General features: G+C 60.3%; 16 protein-coding genes and 1 tRNA gene. 11 read left to right on the top strand and 6 right to left on the bottom strand.

Annotated features, from left to right (window positions below):
• Window positions 1-26 precede the first annotated feature (26 nt).
• Together NW807_RS09655 and NW807_RS09650 are read left to right on the top strand one after the other, a co-directional pair.
• A complete protein-coding gene (locus tag NW807_RS09655; RefSeq protein WP_414425969.1) occupies window positions 27-470 on the top strand; it encodes a 2TM domain-containing protein in 444 nt (147 codons plus the stop codon).
• 84 nt (window positions 471-554) lie between these two features.
• Window positions 555-625 (top strand) — tRNA-Gly (locus NW807_RS09650).
• Between the two features lie 69 nt (window positions 626-694).
• Here the strand turns inward: NW807_RS09650 and hisN are convergent.
• Window positions 695-1,546 (bottom strand): histidinol-phosphatase, encoded by an 852-nt coding sequence (gene hisN, locus NW807_RS09645; protein ID WP_414410704.1) that lies wholly within the window; start codon window positions 1,544-1,546, stop codon window positions 695-697.
• 76 nt (window positions 1,547-1,622) lie between these two features.
• Here hisN and NW807_RS09640 point away from each other — a divergent pair, with 76 nt between their 5' ends.
• Together NW807_RS09640 and NW807_RS09635 are read left to right on the top strand one after the other, a co-directional pair.
• Window positions 1,623-2,201, top strand: a complete 579-nt coding sequence (locus NW807_RS09640) for a biotin transporter BioY (RefSeq protein ID WP_414425968.1) — start codon at window positions 1,623-1,625, stop codon at window positions 2,199-2,201.
• Window positions 2,202-2,318: 117 nt separating this feature from the next.
• Window positions 2,319-2,759: a hypothetical protein gene (locus tag NW807_RS09635; protein WP_414425967.1), complete on the top strand. Its 441-nt coding sequence runs from the start codon at window positions 2,319-2,321 to the stop codon at window positions 2,757-2,759.
• 72 nt (window positions 2,760-2,831) lie between these two features.
• Here NW807_RS09635 and NW807_RS09630 read toward each other — a convergent pair whose 3' ends face one another.
• Entirely contained in the window at window positions 2,832-2,948 is a 117-nt protein-coding gene (locus NW807_RS09630) for a photosystem II reaction center protein I (protein WP_414362630.1), read from the bottom strand.
• A 399-nt stretch (window positions 2,949-3,347) separates the two neighbouring features.
• Here NW807_RS09630 and NW807_RS09625 point away from each other — a divergent pair, with 399 nt between their 5' ends.
• The gene (locus tag NW807_RS09625) at window positions 3,348-4,259 is read left to right on the top strand and encodes a lysophospholipase (RefSeq protein WP_414425966.1); all 912 of its coding nucleotides are present in this window, start codon (window positions 3,348-3,350) and stop codon (window positions 4,257-4,259) included.
• Window positions 4,256-5,242 carry a porphobilinogen synthase gene (gene hemB, locus NW807_RS09620; RefSeq protein ID WP_414405813.1) on the top strand — a complete coding sequence of 329 codons (987 nt, stop codon included), beginning with the start codon at window positions 4,256-4,258 and terminating at the stop codon, window positions 5,240-5,242. The genes NW807_RS09625 and hemB overlap by 4 nt, the downstream gene beginning before the upstream one ends.
• On the opposite strand, the gene NW807_RS09615 is transcribed toward hemB, so the two are convergent.
• Entirely contained in the window at window positions 5,243-5,800 is a 558-nt protein-coding gene (locus tag NW807_RS09615; RefSeq protein ID WP_414425965.1) for a hypothetical protein, read from the bottom strand.
• Between the two features lie 197 nt (window positions 5,801-5,997).
• Between NW807_RS09615 and NW807_RS09610 the strand changes: the two genes are divergently transcribed.
• Window positions 5,998-6,927: a TIGR01777 family oxidoreductase gene (locus NW807_RS09610; protein ID WP_414425964.1), complete on the top strand. Its 930-nt coding sequence runs from the start codon at window positions 5,998-6,000 to the stop codon at window positions 6,925-6,927.
• A gap of 53 nt (window positions 6,928-6,980) precedes the next feature.
• Here the strand turns inward: NW807_RS09610 and NW807_RS09605 are convergent, their stop codons facing one another.
• Window positions 6,981-9,779, bottom strand: coding sequence for a cation-transporting P-type ATPase (locus tag NW807_RS09605; RefSeq protein WP_414425963.1), 2,799 nt, complete (start codon window positions 9,777-9,779; stop codon window positions 6,981-6,983).
• A gap of 373 nt (window positions 9,780-10,152) precedes the next feature.
• Between NW807_RS09605 and NW807_RS09600 the strand changes: the two genes are divergently transcribed.
• A complete protein-coding gene (locus NW807_RS09600) occupies window positions 10,153-11,505 on the top strand; it encodes an FAD/NAD(P)-binding oxidoreductase (protein WP_414425962.1) in 1,353 nt (450 codons plus the stop codon).
• Between the two features lie 54 nt (window positions 11,506-11,559).
• On the opposite strand, the gene NW807_RS09595 is transcribed toward NW807_RS09600, so the two are convergent.
• Window positions 11,560-13,137, bottom strand: a complete 1,578-nt coding sequence (locus NW807_RS09595) for a serine/threonine-protein kinase (protein ID WP_414425961.1) — start codon at window positions 13,135-13,137, stop codon at window positions 11,560-11,562.
• Window positions 13,138-13,209: 72 nt separating this feature from the next.
• Window positions 13,210-14,427: an HhoA/HhoB/HtrA family serine endopeptidase gene (locus tag NW807_RS09590; protein ID WP_414425960.1), complete on the bottom strand. Its 1,218-nt coding sequence runs from the start codon at window positions 14,425-14,427 to the stop codon at window positions 13,210-13,212.
• A 205-nt stretch (window positions 14,428-14,632) separates the two neighbouring features.
• Here NW807_RS09590 and NW807_RS09585 point away from each other — a divergent pair, with 205 nt between their 5' ends.
• The 3 genes from NW807_RS09585 (at window position 14,633) to glgP (ending at window position 18,947) form a co-directional block, all read left to right on the top strand.
• Window positions 14,633-15,196 carry a nucleoside deaminase gene (locus NW807_RS09585; RefSeq protein ID WP_414425959.1) on the top strand — a complete coding sequence of 188 codons (564 nt, stop codon included), beginning with the start codon at window positions 14,633-14,635 and terminating at the stop codon, window positions 15,194-15,196.
• A gap of 154 nt (window positions 15,197-15,350) precedes the next feature.
• The gene (locus tag NW807_RS09580) at window positions 15,351-16,454 is read left to right on the top strand and encodes a SpoIID/LytB domain-containing protein (protein ID WP_414425958.1); all 1,104 of its coding nucleotides are present in this window, start codon (window positions 15,351-15,353) and stop codon (window positions 16,452-16,454) included.
• A gap of 291 nt (window positions 16,455-16,745) precedes the next feature.
• Complete coding sequence (gene glgP, locus NW807_RS09575; protein WP_414425957.1) at window positions 16,746-18,947, top strand: alpha-glucan family phosphorylase; 2,202 nt, start codon at window positions 16,746-16,748, stop codon at window positions 18,945-18,947.
• The last annotated feature ends 49 nt before the right edge of the window (window positions 18,948-18,996 follow it).

Below are 18,996 nucleotides of genomic sequence, written 5' to 3'. Positions count from 1 at the left end.
AGGATCGTCAGGTTTCCCCTCGTCAAATGTCCAGATCCCGCTACAGCCAAGAGGACGTGCAGCAGATCCTACAGCGGGCCATCGCTCGCCAGCCGCGCCTTGGTGAGTTTACCCGCTCGCAACTGGAGGAGATGGCTGCCGAACTGGGGATCTCCCCCCAAGAGCTGGAGGAGGCCGAGCGGGAATGGAGAGCCTGGCAGCAACTAACCAACCAACAGCGTGAGTTTCAACGCTACCGCCGGCGGCAGTTCTACCAATTGCTGGGGCGGTATGCCATTGTCAACAGCTTCCTAGTAAGCTTGGATTGGCTCTCCGGCGGAGGGCTGTCTTGGTCGCTGTTTATACTGATGGGCTGGGGCCTGGCTGTTGCCCTCAAGGGCTGGAGCACCTGCCAGACGGAAGGGGAACGCTACGAAAAAGAGTTTCGGCAGTGGCAGAAAAAACGCCAAAAGCAGCTCCAGCGTCGATGAGACACCTCTTGTCTTTGAAGGGAAGCCTCTTGAGGGGGTACCCTCGCCAGGTGCTATTATTACTGGGCGGAAGCAAACACCTGTGCGGGCGTAGTTTAATGGTAAAACCGCAGTCTTCCAAACTGCTGTTGACGGTTCGATTCCGTTCGCCCGCTTGTACTCAAGATCTCTTAGAGATCCAGGCTGCAACCCAGCCCCTAGGTTGGGGAGGCCTGACTGAGGGCTTAGCTAAGGGAGGGGTGAGGTTTGCCTCTCTCTTGAATAGCAGCCAAGGCCTGTCGATGGAGCGTCGGGTTGGCTGCCGCCAACACTTCTCCTCTAGAAGTGCGGGTTAAGGGATCCCCCGACCAATCGGTAATCACGCCGCCGGATCCCTCGATCACGGGCACGAGAGCAGCAAAGTCGTAGAGGGCGAGGCCGCACTCCATCACCAGATCGATGTAGCCGCTGGCCAAGAGGCCGTACTGGTAGCCGTCGCCGCCGTAGGAGGTGATGTGAACCAAACGGCTGAGCTGCTGAAAGCGCTGCTGCTGGTCTGGCTGAGCAAACAAATCAGGAGTGGTACAGCTCAAAGAGGCGCGGCTGAGGTCGGTGGTGGCTTTGCTGCGGCTGAGCTGTTGGGTGGAAGGGGTTATCCAGCGGGTTGGTTGTCCCTGCACCCCCACCCAGCGCTCGCGCAACACCGGCTGATCGATAATGCCCAAGATGGGGCGATCCTCTTCCAAAAGGGCGATCAAGGTGGCGAAGGTGGGCTTGCCGGTGGAAAAGGCGATGGTGCCATCCAAGGGATCCAAAACCCAGGTATAGGGGGATCCGGTCTGGTGGAAGCCAAACTCCTCGCCAAGGACGTTGTGCTCCGGCACGTGGGCGGCCAGCAACGCCCGCATTGCCCGTTCTGCTTCCCGGTCGGCTATCGTTACGATAGGGGATCTAGCCTCTTTGTACTCGGCCTGCAGCTCCCCGCGAAACAGAGGCCGGATCACCGCTCCGGCTGCGTCGGCTAGAGCCTGGGCCAAGGCAATCCACTCTGGCTTAACCACTCTCTTGCCTACCTCGTCGGTGTTCTCTCCTAGCATAGGGAAAGATTTTCCCTCGGCTATGCGTGCTGGCCGACTGTTAACCCCTCTGGAATGGCTCTGGACCGCAATTGGAGTGATCTTGACCATTTTGGGCACCCTAACCCAGGTGAGCTTGCCGCCTCAGTGGCCAGGGGTGGGAGGATATAGCTTTTCCCTGCAAATCGGCGGCATGCTGCTAACGGCCTGTCTGGCGGGACCGGTGGCGGCAGTGTGCGCCCAGCTTGTCTATCTAGGCTTGGGATTGGCAGGGCTGCAGGTGTTTGCCCAGGGAGGGGGGTGGCAGTACCTGTACCAGCCCGCCTTTGGCTATTTGCTCGGGTTTTTGCCTGCGGCCTGGGCCTGCGGGACGATGGCCTTTCGACAAAGGGATCCCCACCTGCTGCCTACTTCCCTTCTCCCTCGCCGCAACCCCTACCTGCTGCCCAGCATCTCTGCGCCGGTGCGTCTACAGGATTTGGCCGCCGCCAGTTTGGTGGCCCTGGCCCTGGTTCACCTGACCGGGATCATCTATCTCTTGGCTACCCAGCCCTGGAATGGAGAGTTGCTGAAGTTGCTTCGGCTCTACTCCGGCTATACCCTGCCAGGACAGCTCATCGTGGTTAGCTTCGCTGCTGTGATAGCCCTAATCCTGCGGCGCCTGCTGCTGCTTTAGCGCAAAGACTCTCTATGGCTGGGACGGGAAAAGGGTAGTCCAAAGGCAAGCTGGCTGCAGGGAGGGGGCAAGGGGTTTCATCAGGTTTCTGCAAAGGCTTTGTAGGGAGACGAAAAGATGCAGCGCGCTGCTCTGACTCTTGCGGCCACGGGCCTTTTGGCTACGGCGTTGACCGCCTGCAGCAGTGGTAGTAGCCCTGGGGGATCGATCCTCATCCCACCCCAGAGCCCAACCGTTTCTTTCATCAATCCGCCTACCTCTGTGCGGGTGGGCACTTCCACCCCCGCCTTTACGGTACAAGTCAGTGTGCCCGGCGGTGCCCGCTCAACCCAGTTTGTGGAACTGGAAACCTTTAACCCGCTTGGCGCGCGCGTGCAAAGAGAAGCCTTTAGCCCGCAGCAGGTTGGCTGTAGCCCAGGTGCTACTTTCTGTAGCTTCAACACCGACTTCCGGGTTGCTCCTGGCGATCCTGCCGGCGTTTGGCAGTTCCGCATCACCGCCTTTGACCAGCAGAATCGCTCTGGATCCCAAACCCTGCTCATCACAGCGCTGCCGTAGGCAAGCCAGGCCGCCGTGTTGGGTTGAAAGCTACCGCAGCGGGGATGCGTTGGGCACCCCCTCAAGGTTCCCTCACTCCAAATCCCGACGGTTGGGGTTACGGGCCGGATCGTTGCTCAAGAAGCCAAAGACAAACAGCCCGACAAAAAAGATCACCACTGCGTAAACTGAGATTTTCAGTAACAGCATAGTTTCAACAACCCATTTCCAACTAGACAAAGCTGACAAGCAGTAGAGCAATGCTCAAGGGAAAGGAGAAGCCGTAGCGACGGGATCCCGTCAACTTGAGGCTTGGCAAAACTTCTTCACAGGATCATACCTCCCCAGCGCCTCTTTTTAACCCGAAAACTCTTTCCCCCCTGCTCCCGAAAAAAGCAGAAAGCTCGAACTGACACGGATCCCCGGCAAGAGGTGAAATTGTTAAGAAATATTTTAAAGCGAAAAGCAACATTGCAGTCGCTCAGCGACGGGGGAGTGGGAAAATGGGATCTGCGGCTTTGCCGGCTGGTATCTCATCTGCCTATGCCCTTCGACTTGTCCGGTCATCCAGGTCGCCAGTTAGGCCACTGGGAGGCTCCAGAGGAGCGGTTGCCAAGTCAGACAAGACCTCCGTCGTCTCAAGAGATCTATCGATCCCAGGAACTGCAGCTTTCGGACGGCACTGCGGTTTTTCTCCGCCACTGGTCACCGGGATCCCCGCGCGGGCGGGTGTTGCTGTTGCATGGCAAAGGGGATCACGGCGGCGGGTTTGGCCCCTTGGCGGAAGAACTAGTGGCCCGGGGCTGGGAGGTTTTGGCGCCTGACATGCGGGGATTTGGACGCTCAGATGGCATCCGCTGTTGGATCGATCACTTTGGTCAGTACCGGGCGGATCTAGAGGCAATCGTCGAGCAAGTTTGGCCCCAGCCAGGGATCCTCCAAGTCTGGTGCGGGTACAGCGCAGGGGCCAATTGGGTTACGGAATATGCGCTCGCTCACCCCGACCAAGTGCAGGGGCTGATCCTCATCTCCCCTGCCTTTCGTATCGACCACTATTTCAACCGCTTTACCTGGGGTCTTCTACAGGTTTTGGACAAGGTTTTGCCCCAGTTGGCCCTGACTGGCCCCTACGAGCCGGTGCGGGTGACCTCCCTGCCGGAGCAGCAGGCGGTCTTGGCTGCAGATCCTTACGTGTGTGGCGTTACCCGGGCCCGGTTTACGGCGGAGTTGGTGCGTAGCGGGCAGCGCTGCCTTGAGCAGGCCCACCGCCTGGAGCTGCCGGTTCTGGTGCTCTACACCTCCGCCGATATCGTCGTCAACCCTGCCGGCGCCGTGGAGTTTGCCCGCCGGCTGCCCCAGGGAGAGATCTACGATTTCTCCTGCTCACGCCACGACCTTTTACACGACTGCCAAGCCGAAGCCGTCCAGGAGACTCTCTGCCAGTGGCTGGATCGGCACTTTCCCTGCCGCTTGGGCCCTCGTGGCAAAATAGAGAGGCCCTCTTTCTGCTTGCTCCCATGAGCCTAGACCTAATCTACCGTCCCCGCCGGCTGCGGCGCACTGAGGCCCTTCGCCAACTGGTTCAGGAAACCCACCTGCGGGTGCAGGATCTCATCTACCCGCTGTTTGTTATGGAGGGAGAGAACCAGCGGCAGGAAGTGGAATCCATGCCCGGCTGCTACCGCTACACTCTGGATCTGCTCCTGAAGGAGGTGGAGGAAGCAGCCAACTTGGGGATCCCAGCGGTGGCTCTCTTCCCAGTGGTGCCGGAAGAGAAAAAGGATCCCACGGGGCGGGAGTCCTTTAACCCAGAAGGGTTGATCCAGCGGGCGGTGCGGCGGCTGAAGCAGGAAATCCCCGAGATCCTGGTGATAACGGATGTGGCCTTGGATCCCTACAGCAGCGAGGGCCACGACGGCATCGTGCGGGACGGGGTGATCCTCAACGACGAGACAGTGGAGGTGCTGGTTAAGCAGGCCCTCTCGCAAGCGGAAGCGGGAACCGATATTGTTGCCCCCTCCGACATGATGGACGGTCGCGTCGGCGCCATTCGCGAGGCCCTGGACGAGCAAGGCTACACCGACGTGGCCATCCTGGCCTACTCGGCCAAGTATGCCTCTGCCTTCTACGGCCCTTTCCGCGATGCCCTGGGATCTGCGCCCAAGTGGGGGGACAAGAAAACTTATCAGATGGATCCCGCCAACGCCCGCGAGGCCCTCAGAGAAGTGGAGCTGGACGAGGCGGAAGGGGCGGACATGGTGATGGTAAAGCCGGCCTTGGCCTACCTGGACATCATCTATCGGGTTAAGGAAGCAACAAATCTGCCTGTGGCCGCCTACAACGTTAGCGGCGAATACGCCATGATTAAGGCTGCCGAGCAAAAGGGCTGGATCGACGGCAAGAAAGTGATGATGGAATCGCTCTTGGCCATGAAGCGAGCCGGCGCTGACATGATCCTCACCTACTTCGCCAAGGAGGCGGCCCTGCTTTTGCGGCAGTCCTAGCTAAGGCCTTCTAGACAACTGGGGAGATTGTCCAATCCAGGCAAGAGGCGCCTCTTTCTCCGTGTCGGCTACTAGAGCGCTGGGATCCACCAGGCGCACCTGGATTTGATCCGGCGGCACTCGGTTGAGGCGTTCCTTGATGAGGGCCTGCTGCTGCAAGGGATCCATGCCGCGATCCAACTCCTCCCGCAGTCGCGAGATTCGCGCTGAGAGGACTTCGAGGTTCTGCTCCAAAACCTTTAGACGGTGATGCTGGGCTAGTTGTACAGGCAAAAGGCGGTACAGACCGCTGAGAGCAGCCGCCGTAAACAGGAGATTCACTCCGATGCGACAGAGTAGTTCCCAAGCTTGAGGCTCTGGCCGTCTCTGCAGTCGGGGCGAGGTTCTAGAAGGCCGGACAGGGATCGTCCGTCGGTTGGCAGCTAGCGTTCCCTGCCCCCGCACCCGAGCTAAGGATCCCTGGGAGCGACTGGAAAGGCGCAGTCTAGGCCCAGCAACTTGCTCCACCTGTAGAGGCAAGGAGCGAGCCAGAGTGCGGGAAGCAGACTTGGGTGCCATAAGGAGGTAAAGAGCCGCCGCTGCTACCAGGAAGCGCAGCTAGGGCTTATTGAAGCCGATTTTTCCGAGCATGTCAGGGGCTGGCCCACGACTTTTCTGTCTTTTAGCGCCAACTCAGCGCGGCGGAGGCGGGGTAAACCGCAGACGCGCTAGGCTAGAGGTTCGACAGGGGGAATGCAAGGAGTCGGGATCCGCCTATGCGCATAGCGGTTACGGGTGGGAGTGGCTTTATCGGGCGCCGCTTGGTGGCCCACCTGCTGGAGCGAGGAGATGAGGTGTTGGTTTTGAGCCGCCGCCCTGAGCAGGCCCGCCGCGTTCTGGGAGCCTCCCCCAACCTCAAGCTGCTGGGGTACGATCCCTATCAACCGCAAAGCTGGGCCTCAGCTCTGGAAGGGTACGAGGCAGTCGTCAACTTGGCCGGAGAGCCCCTGGCTTCTTCCCGCTGGACGGAAGCTAAGAAAAGAGAGATCCGCCGCAGCCGCGTGGAGACCACCCAGGCCCTTGTCCAAGCCCTCGCCTCCCTTGGCCAGAAGCCCCAGGTGATGATCAGCAGCTCGGCGGTGGGCTACTACGGATCCCGACCCGAAGGAGAGCCCCTGACGGAGGCAAATCCCCCTGGCCAGGGCTTTTTGGCAGAAGTCTGTCAGGCGTGGGAAGCAGCTGCCCGCCCGGCTGAGGAGCTAGGGATCCGCTTGGCCATCCTGCGCACGGGGATTGTCCTAGGGCCCGATGGAGGAGCCCTGGGTCAAATGCTTGCCCCCTTTCAGTTCTTCCTCGGCGGCCCCATTGGCTCTGGCAAGCAGTGGGTCTCCTGGATCCACCGCGACGACTGGGTGAGTCTAGTCTGCTTCCTGCTGCAACAGGGATCCGGCGTCTTCAACGCCACTGCCCCTAACCCAGTGCCAATGGAAGAGTTCTGCCGCACGTTGGGGCAAGTTCTGGCCCGCCCCTCGTGGCTGCCAGTGCCAGCCCTAGCCTTAGAACTGCTGCTGGGCGAAGCAGCTCAGGTGGTTCTAACGGGGCAGAAGGTGATCCCCCAAGCCGCGCTGCAGCTGGGGTTCACCTTCCAATATCCCCACCTCAAAGAAGCCTTGCGGCAACTCCTCATCCCCCAGGGCAACCGCTGAGCGTAGCCATCTAGGAGGCAAGCCCTTGCCGCCGCTCTGGCTTCCCCCAAGATTTAGGTTTTCCTGGGTAAGCGGGCCAGCGAAGCGCCTTCCGGATCCACCCGGTTGGCCAGCGCTGCCACCCCAATCATTGGCAGGCTCACCACCAGGCAGAAGCCCCACTGCTCCCAAGCTAGCGGTGCCGTGTCGAAGAGAGCGTTGAACAGGCTCCATTGGCTGAAGAGGATCTGCAGCAGGATGGCCGCTCCAATGCCGATGGTGATAGCCGCCACATCCATTAGGCGTTCGTGGCGTTCCAACTGGCTGGCGCGCCCGCGGCCCAACAGGGTAGGAATAGCCTGGCTGAGGCTGAGCAAGTAGAAGATGCGCCCAATCACCAGCGTCTGAATGGCCATGCTGCGGGCCAGGTTGAGGTTGCCGGTGGTTTGTTCGATGTATTCAAAAACCCCGAAGATCAAGAGCCAGTTAAAGGCTGAAACCAGCAGAATGCGCTGCAGCAGCCGGGGAGAAAGCAAATTGGCGTCGGGATCCCGCGGTGGTTGGGTCATCTCCCGCCCCGTGCTGGGCTCAAAGGAGAGGGGCACTGTCATGGTGATGGAGTTGATCATGTTGAGCCACAACACCTGGATGGCCAAAATGGGCAGCTCGCGGTTGAGGAGGACGCTGAGGAGAAGGGTCATTGACTCCCCTCCGTTCACCGGCAGGATGAAGGCGATGGCCTTGAGCAGGTTGTTGTAAACGGTGCGCCCCTCTTCGACGGCGGCCTCGATGGAGGCAAAGTTGTCATCGGTCAAGATCATGTCGGCGGCGGCTTTGGCCACTTCGGTGCCACCCCTTCCCATAGCAATCCCCACGTCCGCCTGCTTCAAGGCCGGGGCGTCGTTAACTCCATCGCCAGTCATGGCCACGATATGGCCCTGCGACTGCAGAGCTTCCACCAGGCGCAGCTTTTGCTCCGGGGCCACCCGCGCAAAGACAGATCCCTCGTTGGCGGCGGTAACAAACTCCTCTGGGCCGAGCTGCTCCAGATCCCGGCCGCTGTAGGCTTTCACCGGTTTGCCACCCCCCAGCCCCATCTGCTCGGCAATGGCTTGGGCGGTGAGCACATGGTCGCCGGTAATCATCTTCACCTGGATCCCGGCGCTCTGGCAGGCGCGCACGGCGGCAATGGCCTCCGGCCGCGGCGGATCAATCATCCCCTGCAAGCCCAAGAAAATCAGCCCTTCCTCTAGATCTGAGTGATCCACCTGAGTTTGGCTGCTGGGGACGGTTTTTTGGGCAAAGGCCAGAACTCGCAGCCCCTGCCGCGCCAAGGCCTCCACCTGCTGGCGAATCGGCTCTGCTTCCAAGGGCTGGATCTCCCCTTGGGATCCCATCTGGCTGCAGCAGCGCGGCAAGAGAGCTTCTGCGGATCCCTTGACGTAAATGCAATGCTCCTCCGGCCCCACCCTGTGTAAGGTAGCCATGTACTGAAACTGGGATTCAAAGGGGAGGGTATCTAGGCGAGGGCGGCAGCGCTGCAGATCTTCTCGATTCAAGCCCCCTTTCTGAGCCGCCACAAGCAGAGCCGCCTCGGTGGGATCCCCTACAACTTCCCACTGGCCCTTGTCCTTGGGTTGGAGGCGGGTGTCGTTGCAGAGGCAGCCAGCTACGAGGCAAGCCTCAAGAGCAGGCAATTGATGGATTTCGATGGGGGAATCAGCCGCCTGGAACAGGATCTGGCCCTGGGGGCTGTAGCCGCTGCCGGTAACCCGGTAGAGCTGGGATCCGGCGTAGATGGCCTGCACCGTCATCTGGTTTTCCGTGAGGGTGCCGGTTTTGTCCGAGCAAATCACCGTGGCGCTGCCTAGAGTTTCTACCGCCGGCAACTTGCGGATAATGGCGTGGCGTTTTGCCATGCGGGAAACCCCAATCGCCAAGGTTACAGTGACTACCGTCGGCAAGCCTTCGGGGATAGCACTCACCGCCAGCGCCACTGCCGCCTCAAAGACAGTCGCTGCCGCTTGGCCCTGCACCAGCCCCACCAGAAAAGTAAGCGCAGCCAAGGTGAGGATAATTTTCAGCAAAGTCAGGCTGAACGCCTCAAACTTACGTGTCAGGGGAGTTTGCAGGGATCCCCCTTCCTCGATCAGCTTGGAGATGCGGCCTGTTTGGGTCTGGTTACCGATGGCCACCACCACCCCCGCCCCTTGGCCAAAGGTCACGAAGCTGCCGGCATAGGCCATGTTCTGGCGCTCGGCCAACGGCGTGTCTTCGGGGAGGGATCCCAGCCGTTTTTCCACCGGCACCGATTCTCCCGTGAGGGCCGATTCGTCCACCCGCAAGTTGCGCACGCTCACCAGGCGCAGGTCGGCGGGCACCTTATCTCCCGAGCTCAAGAGCACCACATCCCCCGGCACCAGCTCCCGCGAGGGCACCCGCAGTTTTTGCCCATCCCGGATGACCGTGACCTCCGTCACCACCGACCGAGCCAGAGCGGCAATCGCTTCCTCCGCTTTGGACTCCTGGATGTAGCCGATGAGAGCGTTGATTACCACCACCGCCCAGATCACGATGGCATTGCGCCAGGATCCCAAAAACGCCTTGACCGCCCCGGCAACCATCAAGATGTAGAGCAAGGATTGGTTGAACTGCTGCAGAAACTTCACCCAGGCCGGGGTAGCCGCCTTGGCCTTTAGCTCGTTGGGGCCATATTGCTTCTGCCGCTGGATCACCTCAGCTTGAGACAGACCCCGTTCCAGAAGCGCCGCCAGAGGCAGATCCACTGCAACGATTTGGCGGGCAACTTCCTCTTCGGGCAGGGCGTGCCAGGGAGCTGCCGGCAATGAGTCAGGGGAGACGGATTTTGCCATCGCAGGTCTCTAGTTGAATCGCAGCAGAACTTGAAAGCCAGCCGTGAATTCAACGGCAAATCCCTCGTACAGTCTACAGCCTAGCCGACGCCGCCTACCCCCCAGAAGTGCCGCTGTTCCCCCCAGCGTCAACAAAGCCTAAGTCCTAGGCTAAGATTTGCCTCAAATTCTCGACAGCTTGAAAAAATGGCTATATTCTTATCGGGTGTTATGATTATGCTTGTTTCCCAGCTGCAGCTCCTGAAGGCTGGCAATCTGCAGAGTCTTCTAAGGATTGCCAGTTCGGGGTTGTTGGCTGTCATTTAACAGGTTCTTCCGCATTAAACTAAACAGCTTCTTGAGCTCAAGTTCAGTTCTGTTTGAGGAAACTGCTGTGTCAACGACTACTAAGCCAATGGAACTCAAAACCCAATCCCCACCCGCCTCCACCCAAACGAACGGGCGCCCTGGCGTCGAGGGATCCACCTCCAGAACTTCGCAACCTGTCATTCACCATCAAATTGTTGTAGTGGGAGGAGGGGCTGCCGGCATCAGCGCAGCGGCCCAGTTGCTGGAGCGCAAGCGCAATCTTGATATCGCGATTGTCGAGCCCTCCGACAAGCACTACTACCAGCCCGGCTGGACATTGGTAGGGGGAGGTATTGCCCCCCTGGCCAAGTTTATCCGGGACGAAAAAACAGTGATCCCCAAGGGAGCCACCTGGATCCAAGCACGCGTGGCGGAGTTAGATCCGGATCACAACCGCGTGATCACGGAGAGCGGGCAGATCATCGAATATGATTACCTCATCGTTGCCCCAGGGATCCAAATCGACTGGCACTTGATCGAGGGCTTGCCGGAGGCGCTGGGCAAAGGAGGAGTAACCAGCAACTACTCCAAGGACTACGCCCCCTACACTTGGGAGACCATCCGCAACTTCAAGGGAGGAACAGCCATCTTCACGCACCCGGCTACCCCAATCAAGTGCGGTGGCGCCCCCCAAAAAATCATGTACCTGGCCGACGATGTCTTCAAAAGCAAAAGTGGGGTTGGCGTCAACACCAAGGTTCTCTTTTGCACAGCCACTCCCACTCTCTTTCCCGTGCCGGAGTACAGCGCCGCCCTGGAGAAGGTGGTAGAGCGGCGAGGGATCCAGGTGAAATTCAAGCACAACCTCAAAGCCATCCGGCCTGAGACTCAGGAAGCCATCTTTGAAGTCACCACCGACAATGGCAAAGAAGAGGTGAGCCTGCACTACGACATGATCCACGTGGCTCCGCCCATGAGCGCTCCGGACTTTGTCAAGCGCAGCCCCCTGGCCGGGCCGGGAGGATGGGTGGATGTGGATAAGGCAACGCTGCAGCACACCCGCTACCCCAACGTGTTTTCCTTGGGAGATGCCTCTTCTCTGCCAACGTCCAAAACGGCGGCTGCCGCCCGCAAGCAAGCGCCGGTACTGGCCGAAAATCTCTTGGCTGCCATGCAGTCCAAGCCCCCGGTGGCCCAGTATGATGGCTACACCTGTTGTCCCCTGATCACAGGCTATAACTCCCTAATCATGGCGGAGTTTGCCTACGGGGGGAAACTGGCTCCCTCCTTCCCGCTGGATCCGACGCGGGAGCGCTACTCGATGTATCTGGTGAAGGTGCACGTCCTGCCCTGGCTCTACTGGAACCGCATGCTCAAGGGCAAAAAGTTTGAGGCAGACATCTTCAAGCCCATCAACAAGCTGGTGCACCGCTACTAGGGCTTTCTATCCCCTCACTCCCCAGCCCCTCTCCCTTTGGGAGGGGGGAGTTTTTTACAGGCAGGCTTTGAACTTTTTCAATACCGCCCGATCCAGCATCAGCAGCGCCGCACGTAGGCCACCTGAGTAGCCCCAAAAAAAGCCCACCGGCAGATGACCCTCGGGCGCTTCCAGGTTGGTTTTAAGCTCCTCGTACCCCAGCCAGCGGCCCTGCACCCACCAGCCGACCCTTTCTCCCATGCACTCTTCGCGGGGCAAGGCGGAGAAAGATCTCGAACGAAGCCCTCCTCTTCCCTCCGAATCACACTCCTGCCAGAGCTGCTTCTGGACAGTAAAGCCAAAGCGCCCATGGCTGGCCTGCATCCAGAGTTGGTCGATGAGCCGCAACATAGGGCACGGGAAAGCCTCAACATCCTTGGGGTCGAAAAAGCCTACCTGGGAGCGCCCACTGAGTTTGAGCATCAAAGCCGTCGTCCACCGATCGGCTTCCCCCCACTGGCCGGCCCGCAGCCGATCCCACAGCCCTTGCAGGGCAGGCGCCGCTTCTCCCACCCAGTCTGGCCAGGGGAGAGTTGCAGGCAGGGATCCCTCTCGAGAAACCTCAGGGAAAATCAGGGATCTGGATCCCGCCTCCCCTTTTGTTGGGGCAGGGGTGGGGGGTGCCACCATTTGCTCCAGCTCTTCTGCGGAGTGGTTGGCCAGGAGCTGCTCCAGCTCATCTTGGGGTTGCTGCTGGGCCAGAAGCTGTTCCAGTTCCCGCAGTTCTTGGGTGCGGATGGCAGGCTCAAAGGTAGCTGGCCGCTTCTCTTGCAGGGCTGACTCTGCCGGCAGCAGGGCCAGCCACTCAGCTACCGTTTGCGGGCGGTCTTCGGGGTGGAGGGCCATCCCTTTGAGGATAGCAGCCTCCACATCTTCAGGAATGCTGGGGTTGAGGCGGCGGGGAGGATCCAACTGCCGACCTGTGGCCCGCACCGGCGCACAGAGGGGCACCATCCCCGTCAGCATGGTGTAGAGGGTAGCAGCCAAGGCATAGACATCGGTAAAAGCCCCGCGGCGGCGCAGGCTGTCGTACTGCTCCAGGGGAGCATAGCCATCGGTGCCGTAGGAGGTGTGGCGTTGGATGAGCCCCTGCCTATAAGTCCGCGCTAGCCCAAAGTCGATCAACACCGCCTGTCCGGATCCCTCCCGCACCAAGATGTTGGCGGGCTTTACATCGCGGTGCAGGATCCCCTGTTCGTGCAAGCACATGAGGGCAGATCCCACCTCCCGCGTCAGGCGCAGAGCCTCTGGCAGGGGCAACGGCCCCTTTTGGTGCAGAAGCTGGTGCAGCGTCTGGCCGCGAACGTACTCCATCACAATACACCAACAATCCCGCTCCCAAATGACCTCCTCCACCTTCACCACGTGGGGGTGACGGCAGCGGGCCAGTTGCAGCGCCTCGTTCATGAAGTTTTGCTGGAAGCGAGGATAGTCTGGATCCTTGCGGAGGCTGTCGCTCAAGACCTTGATAACCACCTGCTCGGCGCGAACGCTATCCCAGGCCCGGTAGGTGATGCCGAAGCCCCCTTCCCCCAAAACAGCCTCAATGCGGTAGCACCCCCCCTGCAATGTTTCGCCAACTGCCCAAGCCATGCGCACCCCTCTTCCCCGCTCCTGGAGTCATTCTGTTACGGGGATCAATGACTTGAGGGCTTGGAAAGCTCCCTAGAAGTCTGGGGGCAGCACCCCCGTTTTCACCTGGAAGATGCGCACTTGTCCATCGCGGATGACCCGCAGCGTCAGGGTCTTGCCCACGCCGGCGGCATCCACCAACTGCTGCACCTGCTCGGCGTCGCGAATAGGTCGGCCGTCGATCTCGACAATGACATCCCCTTTGCGCAGGCCAACTTGCTCAGCCGGCGAGCCCGGAACCACCTCCCCAATCAACACCCCTTCCTGCACCGTCAGCGGGCTGAGCCGCGCTGGGTCGCGGTTGAGGCGGGCTACCAAATCGGGGTTGAGGGTAATCATGCGAATACCCAGGAAGGCGTGCTCCACCCGGCCGTCGCGGATCAGCCGCTCGGCAATTTCCATGGCGCGGTTGATGGGAATGGCAAAGCCAACACCCTGAGCCCGCTGGAAAATGGCCGTATTCACCCCAATAACCCGACCTTCCGCATCCAGCAAGGGACCGCCAGAGTTGCCAGGGTTGATGGCAGCGTCGGTTTGCAGGAAGGTCACCCGCTTGTTGGCAGCCCCGATTTGCCCAGAGGAGCGTCCGACAGCACTGATGATCCCCACCGTTACCGTGTTGTCCAGGCCCAGTGGGTTGCCAATGGCAATGGCCCAGTCTCCTGGCCGCACCTGGTCAGAGTTGCCCAGGGTCACCGTGGGCAGATTTTCTCCCTCGATCTGGATCACAGCGATGTCGGTCACCGGGTCTGAGCCTTTGACTTTCCCTTCAAAGGTGCGCCCATCGAGCAGATGCACCCTAACCCGCTCGCTACCCTCCACCACGTGGGCATTGGTGAGGATCAGGCCGTCGGCGTCGATGATGAATCCGGATCCGGTGCCTTCCTGCTGGAACTCTTGCGGCAGTTGCGGGAAGAAGTGGCGGAACAGGGGATGGTTAAACAGCTCAGGATCAAGGGGGTTGGCCACGGTGCGGGTGGCGTCGATGCGCACCACTGCCGGCCCCACCTTTTGGGCAACCGCGGCAATAAAATTGGAGGGCCGGACGGCGTCAGCAGGAGCAGCAGAATTGGCAGCCTCGGGGCGAGGCAGAAGGGATCCCACCCCCTCACTGGTCCGCTGCGACCAAGAGGCAAGGGGAGTTTGCTGCAGCCACTCCTGCCCCCTTGGCGACGACAGCCAAACTCCGTAGGCGAGGCCGCCGCTAAACAAAGCCATTGCCAGAAGTGTTTGCCGTAAAAGCCGCGCCATGATCCCTCCCACAGCTAAGCCCTATTGCCAAGAAAACGAATGCAAGCATAGGGAAGGCTTAGACCCAATCCGCTGACTAAGGCCAGCTTGGTTAACCCCGCCTCTATACCCTATCCTACCTGGCCCCCCGTTACCCTTTAGATGGGTGAGAGCCCTGTGCTCAACTTAGCAAATCTAGCAGGCAACAGCAGTGCTCAAACGCTCAATGACGATCGGCAATTGGGGCAAGATCCCCTCTTTTTTGCTCCAGGAGCGGGATCCGTGGCAGCGCCACCGCGCCTGGATGCAGTTAGCTCTAGAAGAAGCTAGGCAAGCGGGGGAGGCGGGCGAGGTGCCCGTGGCAGCTCTGGTGGTCGGGCCAGGGGAAGAGTTGCTGGCCCTGAGCGGCAACCGGCGGGAGCGGGATCGGGATCCCACGGCCCACGCGGAGATCTTGGCCCTGCGGCAGGCAGGGCAGCGTCTGGGCGATTGGCAGTTGCAGGGCTGCCGGCTGTACGTGACCCTGGAACCCTGCCCCATGTGTGCGGGGGCGATTAGCCAATCGCGGCTGGCCCAGGTGATCTATGGTGCTGACGATCCCAAGGCCGGCGCACTGCGCAGTGTGCTCAACTTGCCTGCTTCTGCTGCCAGCTTCCATTGCCCAGAAGTCATCGGGGGGGTCTGCGAGGCTGAGTGTCGTCGTCTATTGCAGGAGTGGTTTAGCCGCCGGCGGGGGAGCTCTTTGTGGGGAGCGAGAACCCAAGAAGGTGCCTCTACAGGCAGTTTTTGATATATCGTCATAACGGGTTGGCCAGCCTTGCGGGCAATCGGGAGGTTTTCTGCTTCCAAGTAGTCTCGTGCGGAGGATAGGGGCTGTGCCTGAAAAGCAGTTTTCTGCTCCACTAGCTCGGCTAGCTGGCTTTCTGTTTTGGGCTTGGCTTTGCTTGACCTTCCCAGTTCAGGCGCGGGTGCTGCTGCGGGTGGGAATTGCCGTCAACAAGCCACAGGTTAGGCTTGGCAGCTCTACTCCGGCCCGTCTCCTAAACCCCCAAGGCCAGCTGCTAGCTGAGATCCCGGCCATGCAGCCCCTTCAGGCCATTCGGGTAGGCTCAGCAGTAAGCGTAGCTGGTCACCAGGCAGAGCGCCTCTATCTCCAGCCTACGGAGCCGGAGGGGCTGGTGTTCATTGACCAGAACTGGTACCGCGGCTGGGCAGAGCTGGTCCCCGGCGAGAGGGGAGTGATCGCCATCAATCAAGTAGGTTTGGAGGACTACGTTTCCAGCGTGGTGGGCAGCGAGATGGGTCACCGCTTCCCGATGGAGGCCCTCAAAGCCCAAGCCGTGGCCTCCCGCACCTATGCCCTCTACCATCGCAGTCGCCGTTCTCACCAGCCTTTTGACATCGGAAATGGCGTCGATTGGCAGGTCTACAAGGGGGTGGCGGCTGAATCCAACCGCACCCAAGCGGCGGCCCGCGAGACGGCTGGGCAGGTTCTCGTCCACCAGGGGCAGTTGATCAATGCCGTTTTCCACTCCTCTAGTGGGGGGCACACAGATGATGCCGGCAATGTTTGGCTGGAGTCGCGGCCCTACTTGCAGGGAGTGCCCGACTTCGATCACCACTCGCCCGTGTTTAGCTGGACGGCCACCATTCCTGCTCACCAGATCCAGCGGCTGGCCGACGGGATCGGTGCCATCCGCTCCATCGAGATCCTGCGCAGCTCCCCTTGGGGACGGGCCATTACCCTGCGCCTAGTGGGATCCCAGGGCAGTAAAGACATCAGGGGTAACGAGTTTCGCAAGGCCCTGGGGTTGCGCAGCACAATGATCACCATCAGCCCGCGTGGGGAGACAGCCACCACCGCCAGCCTGACTCCTGCTAGGGCAAGCTTCCCTGCTTTCTTCGAGATCCAAGGGCGCGGCTACGGGCACGGAGTGGGCATGAGCCAGTGGGGAGCTGCCGCCCTGGCTAGCCAAAACTACTCCTACCAACAGATCCTCAGCCACTACTACCGCAACACCAGCTTGGCCGTGGTGGAGGGACGCTAGGTTCAGTGGGAGCTCCTATCGAAAGAACTCATTGGGTAGCGAAGGCAGCTAAAGCTTTTCCGAGCTTGTGGCAATTACCCTCTGTTAACCTGATGCAGCGCCATCTCTCCAGGCGGGCCGAAGACTGGCCAGCAGCCCTCTTTGAGATTGAAAGCTGAGCTGCTGGGATAATAAAGGCTGAGGAAATCTGGCTTGGAGCTACTGCAGGTTGTAGAGATCCTGCTGAATCTAAAATCAGTTAGAAACGCTTACCAGGTACAATCAAACTCCGCCGCCCCAGGTATCTATCCTATGTCCCTTGCTGCTCTAGCCTCTGCTTTTCCCGAACGTTGCCCGGCCCTGCCGCCGGCGCTTGCCCCTTTGTGCGAGATTGCCCGCAACTACTGGTGGACTTGGAACCCGGATCACCTCACCATTTTCCGGGAAATGGATCCTGCCCTCTGGGAAAAAACCTCCCACAATCCAGTGCGCATGCTGGAGGAGGTTTCTTACTTGCGCTTGGCGGCCTTGGCCACCGATGTCAACTATCTCAACACCCTCAATCGGATGGTGCAAGCCTATCGCAAGTACATGGCAGCTGAGGACACCTGGGCCAAGCGCACCATGAAAACCTACGACTGGCAGCGCCCTATTGCCTATTTCTGCGCTGAGTACGGTCTACACGAGTCCTTGCCGATCTACTCCGGTGGCCTGGGCATGCTGGCCGCCGATCACCTCAAATCCGCCTCCGATCTAGGGGTGCCGATGGTGGGCGTGGGGTTGCTCTACCGTCAAGGCTATTTCCAACAGCGCCTCGACATCAGTGGCTGGCAAGGGGAGCTCTACGAAGACTGTGAGGTTGACTCCCTGCCCCTAACGCTAGTGCGGCGGCCAGATGGCAGCCCCCTGCTGGTGGAGCTGTCAATGCGGCAGCGGTTGGTCAAGGTGCGCGCCTGGCGGGTCGATGTGGGCCGGGTTCCCCTTTTCCTCTTAGACACTAACCTGCCGGAGAACGATCCTATTGACCGCTGGATCACCGCCCACCTCTATGGCGGCAGCACCGACACGCGCCTTGCCCAGGAGTGCGTCCTCGGCATTGGCGGGGTACGGCTGCTGCGCCAGCTGGGCTTGGATCCCATGGTCTACCACATGAACGAGGGGCATTCCGCCTTCCTAACCCTGGAGCTGCTGCGGGAGGAGGTGGCGCGGGGCACGCCCTTTGAGGCAGCAGAGGCCAAGGTGCGGGAGAAATGTGTGTTCACCACTCACACACCGGTGCCGGCTGGCCACGATGCCTTCAGCCCCAGCGAGATGGATGCGTTCTTTGCCTCTTTCTGGCCGCAACTAGGCCTGACGCGGGAGCAGTTTTTGGCTCTGGGAGCGCGGCGCGGCGGGGATCCCTGGGAGCCCTTCCACATGACGGTGCTGGCTTTGCGCTACGCACGTGCGGCTAACGGAGTAAGCCAGTTGCATGGTCGGGTCTCACGCCAGATGTGGCATGTGCTCTACCCAGAGCGCTCCGTGGATGAGGTGCCCATTGGCTCCATTACCAATGGGGTTCACGCCCGCACCTGGGTTGCTCCTCTTTTCTGGAACCTCTACAACCAATACCTAGGTCCCGACTGGCCCGAGCGGGTATCCGACCCGGAGCTGTGGGCCAAGGTAGAGGAAATACCTGATGAGGAACTGTGGCGGTGCAAAGAAGCCCTGCGGGAGCGGCTGGTGGCTTTTACCCGTCACCGGGTGTTGCGGGCGCGGCGCAGCCGCGGAGAGAGCAACGAGCGCATTCAGGCTGTCAACCAGTTGCTGGATCCCAAGATCCTGACGATTGGGTTTGCCCGGCGCTTTAGCACCTACAAGCGAGGAGACCTCATCTTGCGGAATTTGGAGCGGGTTACCCGCATCTTCACCAACAAAGAATACCCTGTGCAAATTATCTTTGCTGGCAAGGCTCACCCGCGAGATGAAGAGGGTAAGCGCCTCATCCAACGGGTGGTCGAATGGTCAAATCGGCCTGAGGTGGCCCACAGGGTTGCCTTTATTGAAAATTACGATGCCTACGTCAGCCGCAACCTGATCCAAGGGGTGGATTTGTGGCTAAACACCCCGCGGCGCCCTCTTGAAGCCTCGGGCACCTCTGGGCAAAAGGTGGGCTTCAACGGCGGGCTCAACCTCTCGGTTTTGGATGGGTGGTGGCCTGAGGGCTACAACGGTCGCAACGGCTGGGCCATTGGACAAGCCATTGAAGGCCTAGATCCCGCCATCCAAGATGAACTGGATGCCAACTCCCTCTACGATGTGTTGGAGTACGAGATCATCCCCATGTTCTACGAGCGGGATGAAAAGGGGATCCCGCGCCGCTGGGTTGCCCGCATGAAGGAGGCGATCCGCACGCTCAACCCGGTTTTTAACACCGACCGCATGGTGGCCGAATACGTGGTGAAGATGTACGAGCCTCGGGCCACCGAAACAGAGGTGAGCCGCCTCTTGTCGGGCTCGGCTGTCGTCGACTAAGACAGCCTCCTCGAAAAACTTGAGATCCCTGCCTGGAAAGCAGGGATCC

Source organism: Synechococcus sp. R70.1, assembly GCF_047461675.1.
Lineage (GTDB): Bacteria > Cyanobacteriota > Cyanobacteriia > Thermostichales > Thermostichaceae > Thermostichus.
Note: the sequence above shows the minus strand (reverse complement) of the source record. Positions and strands in the feature narration are given on the sequence as shown.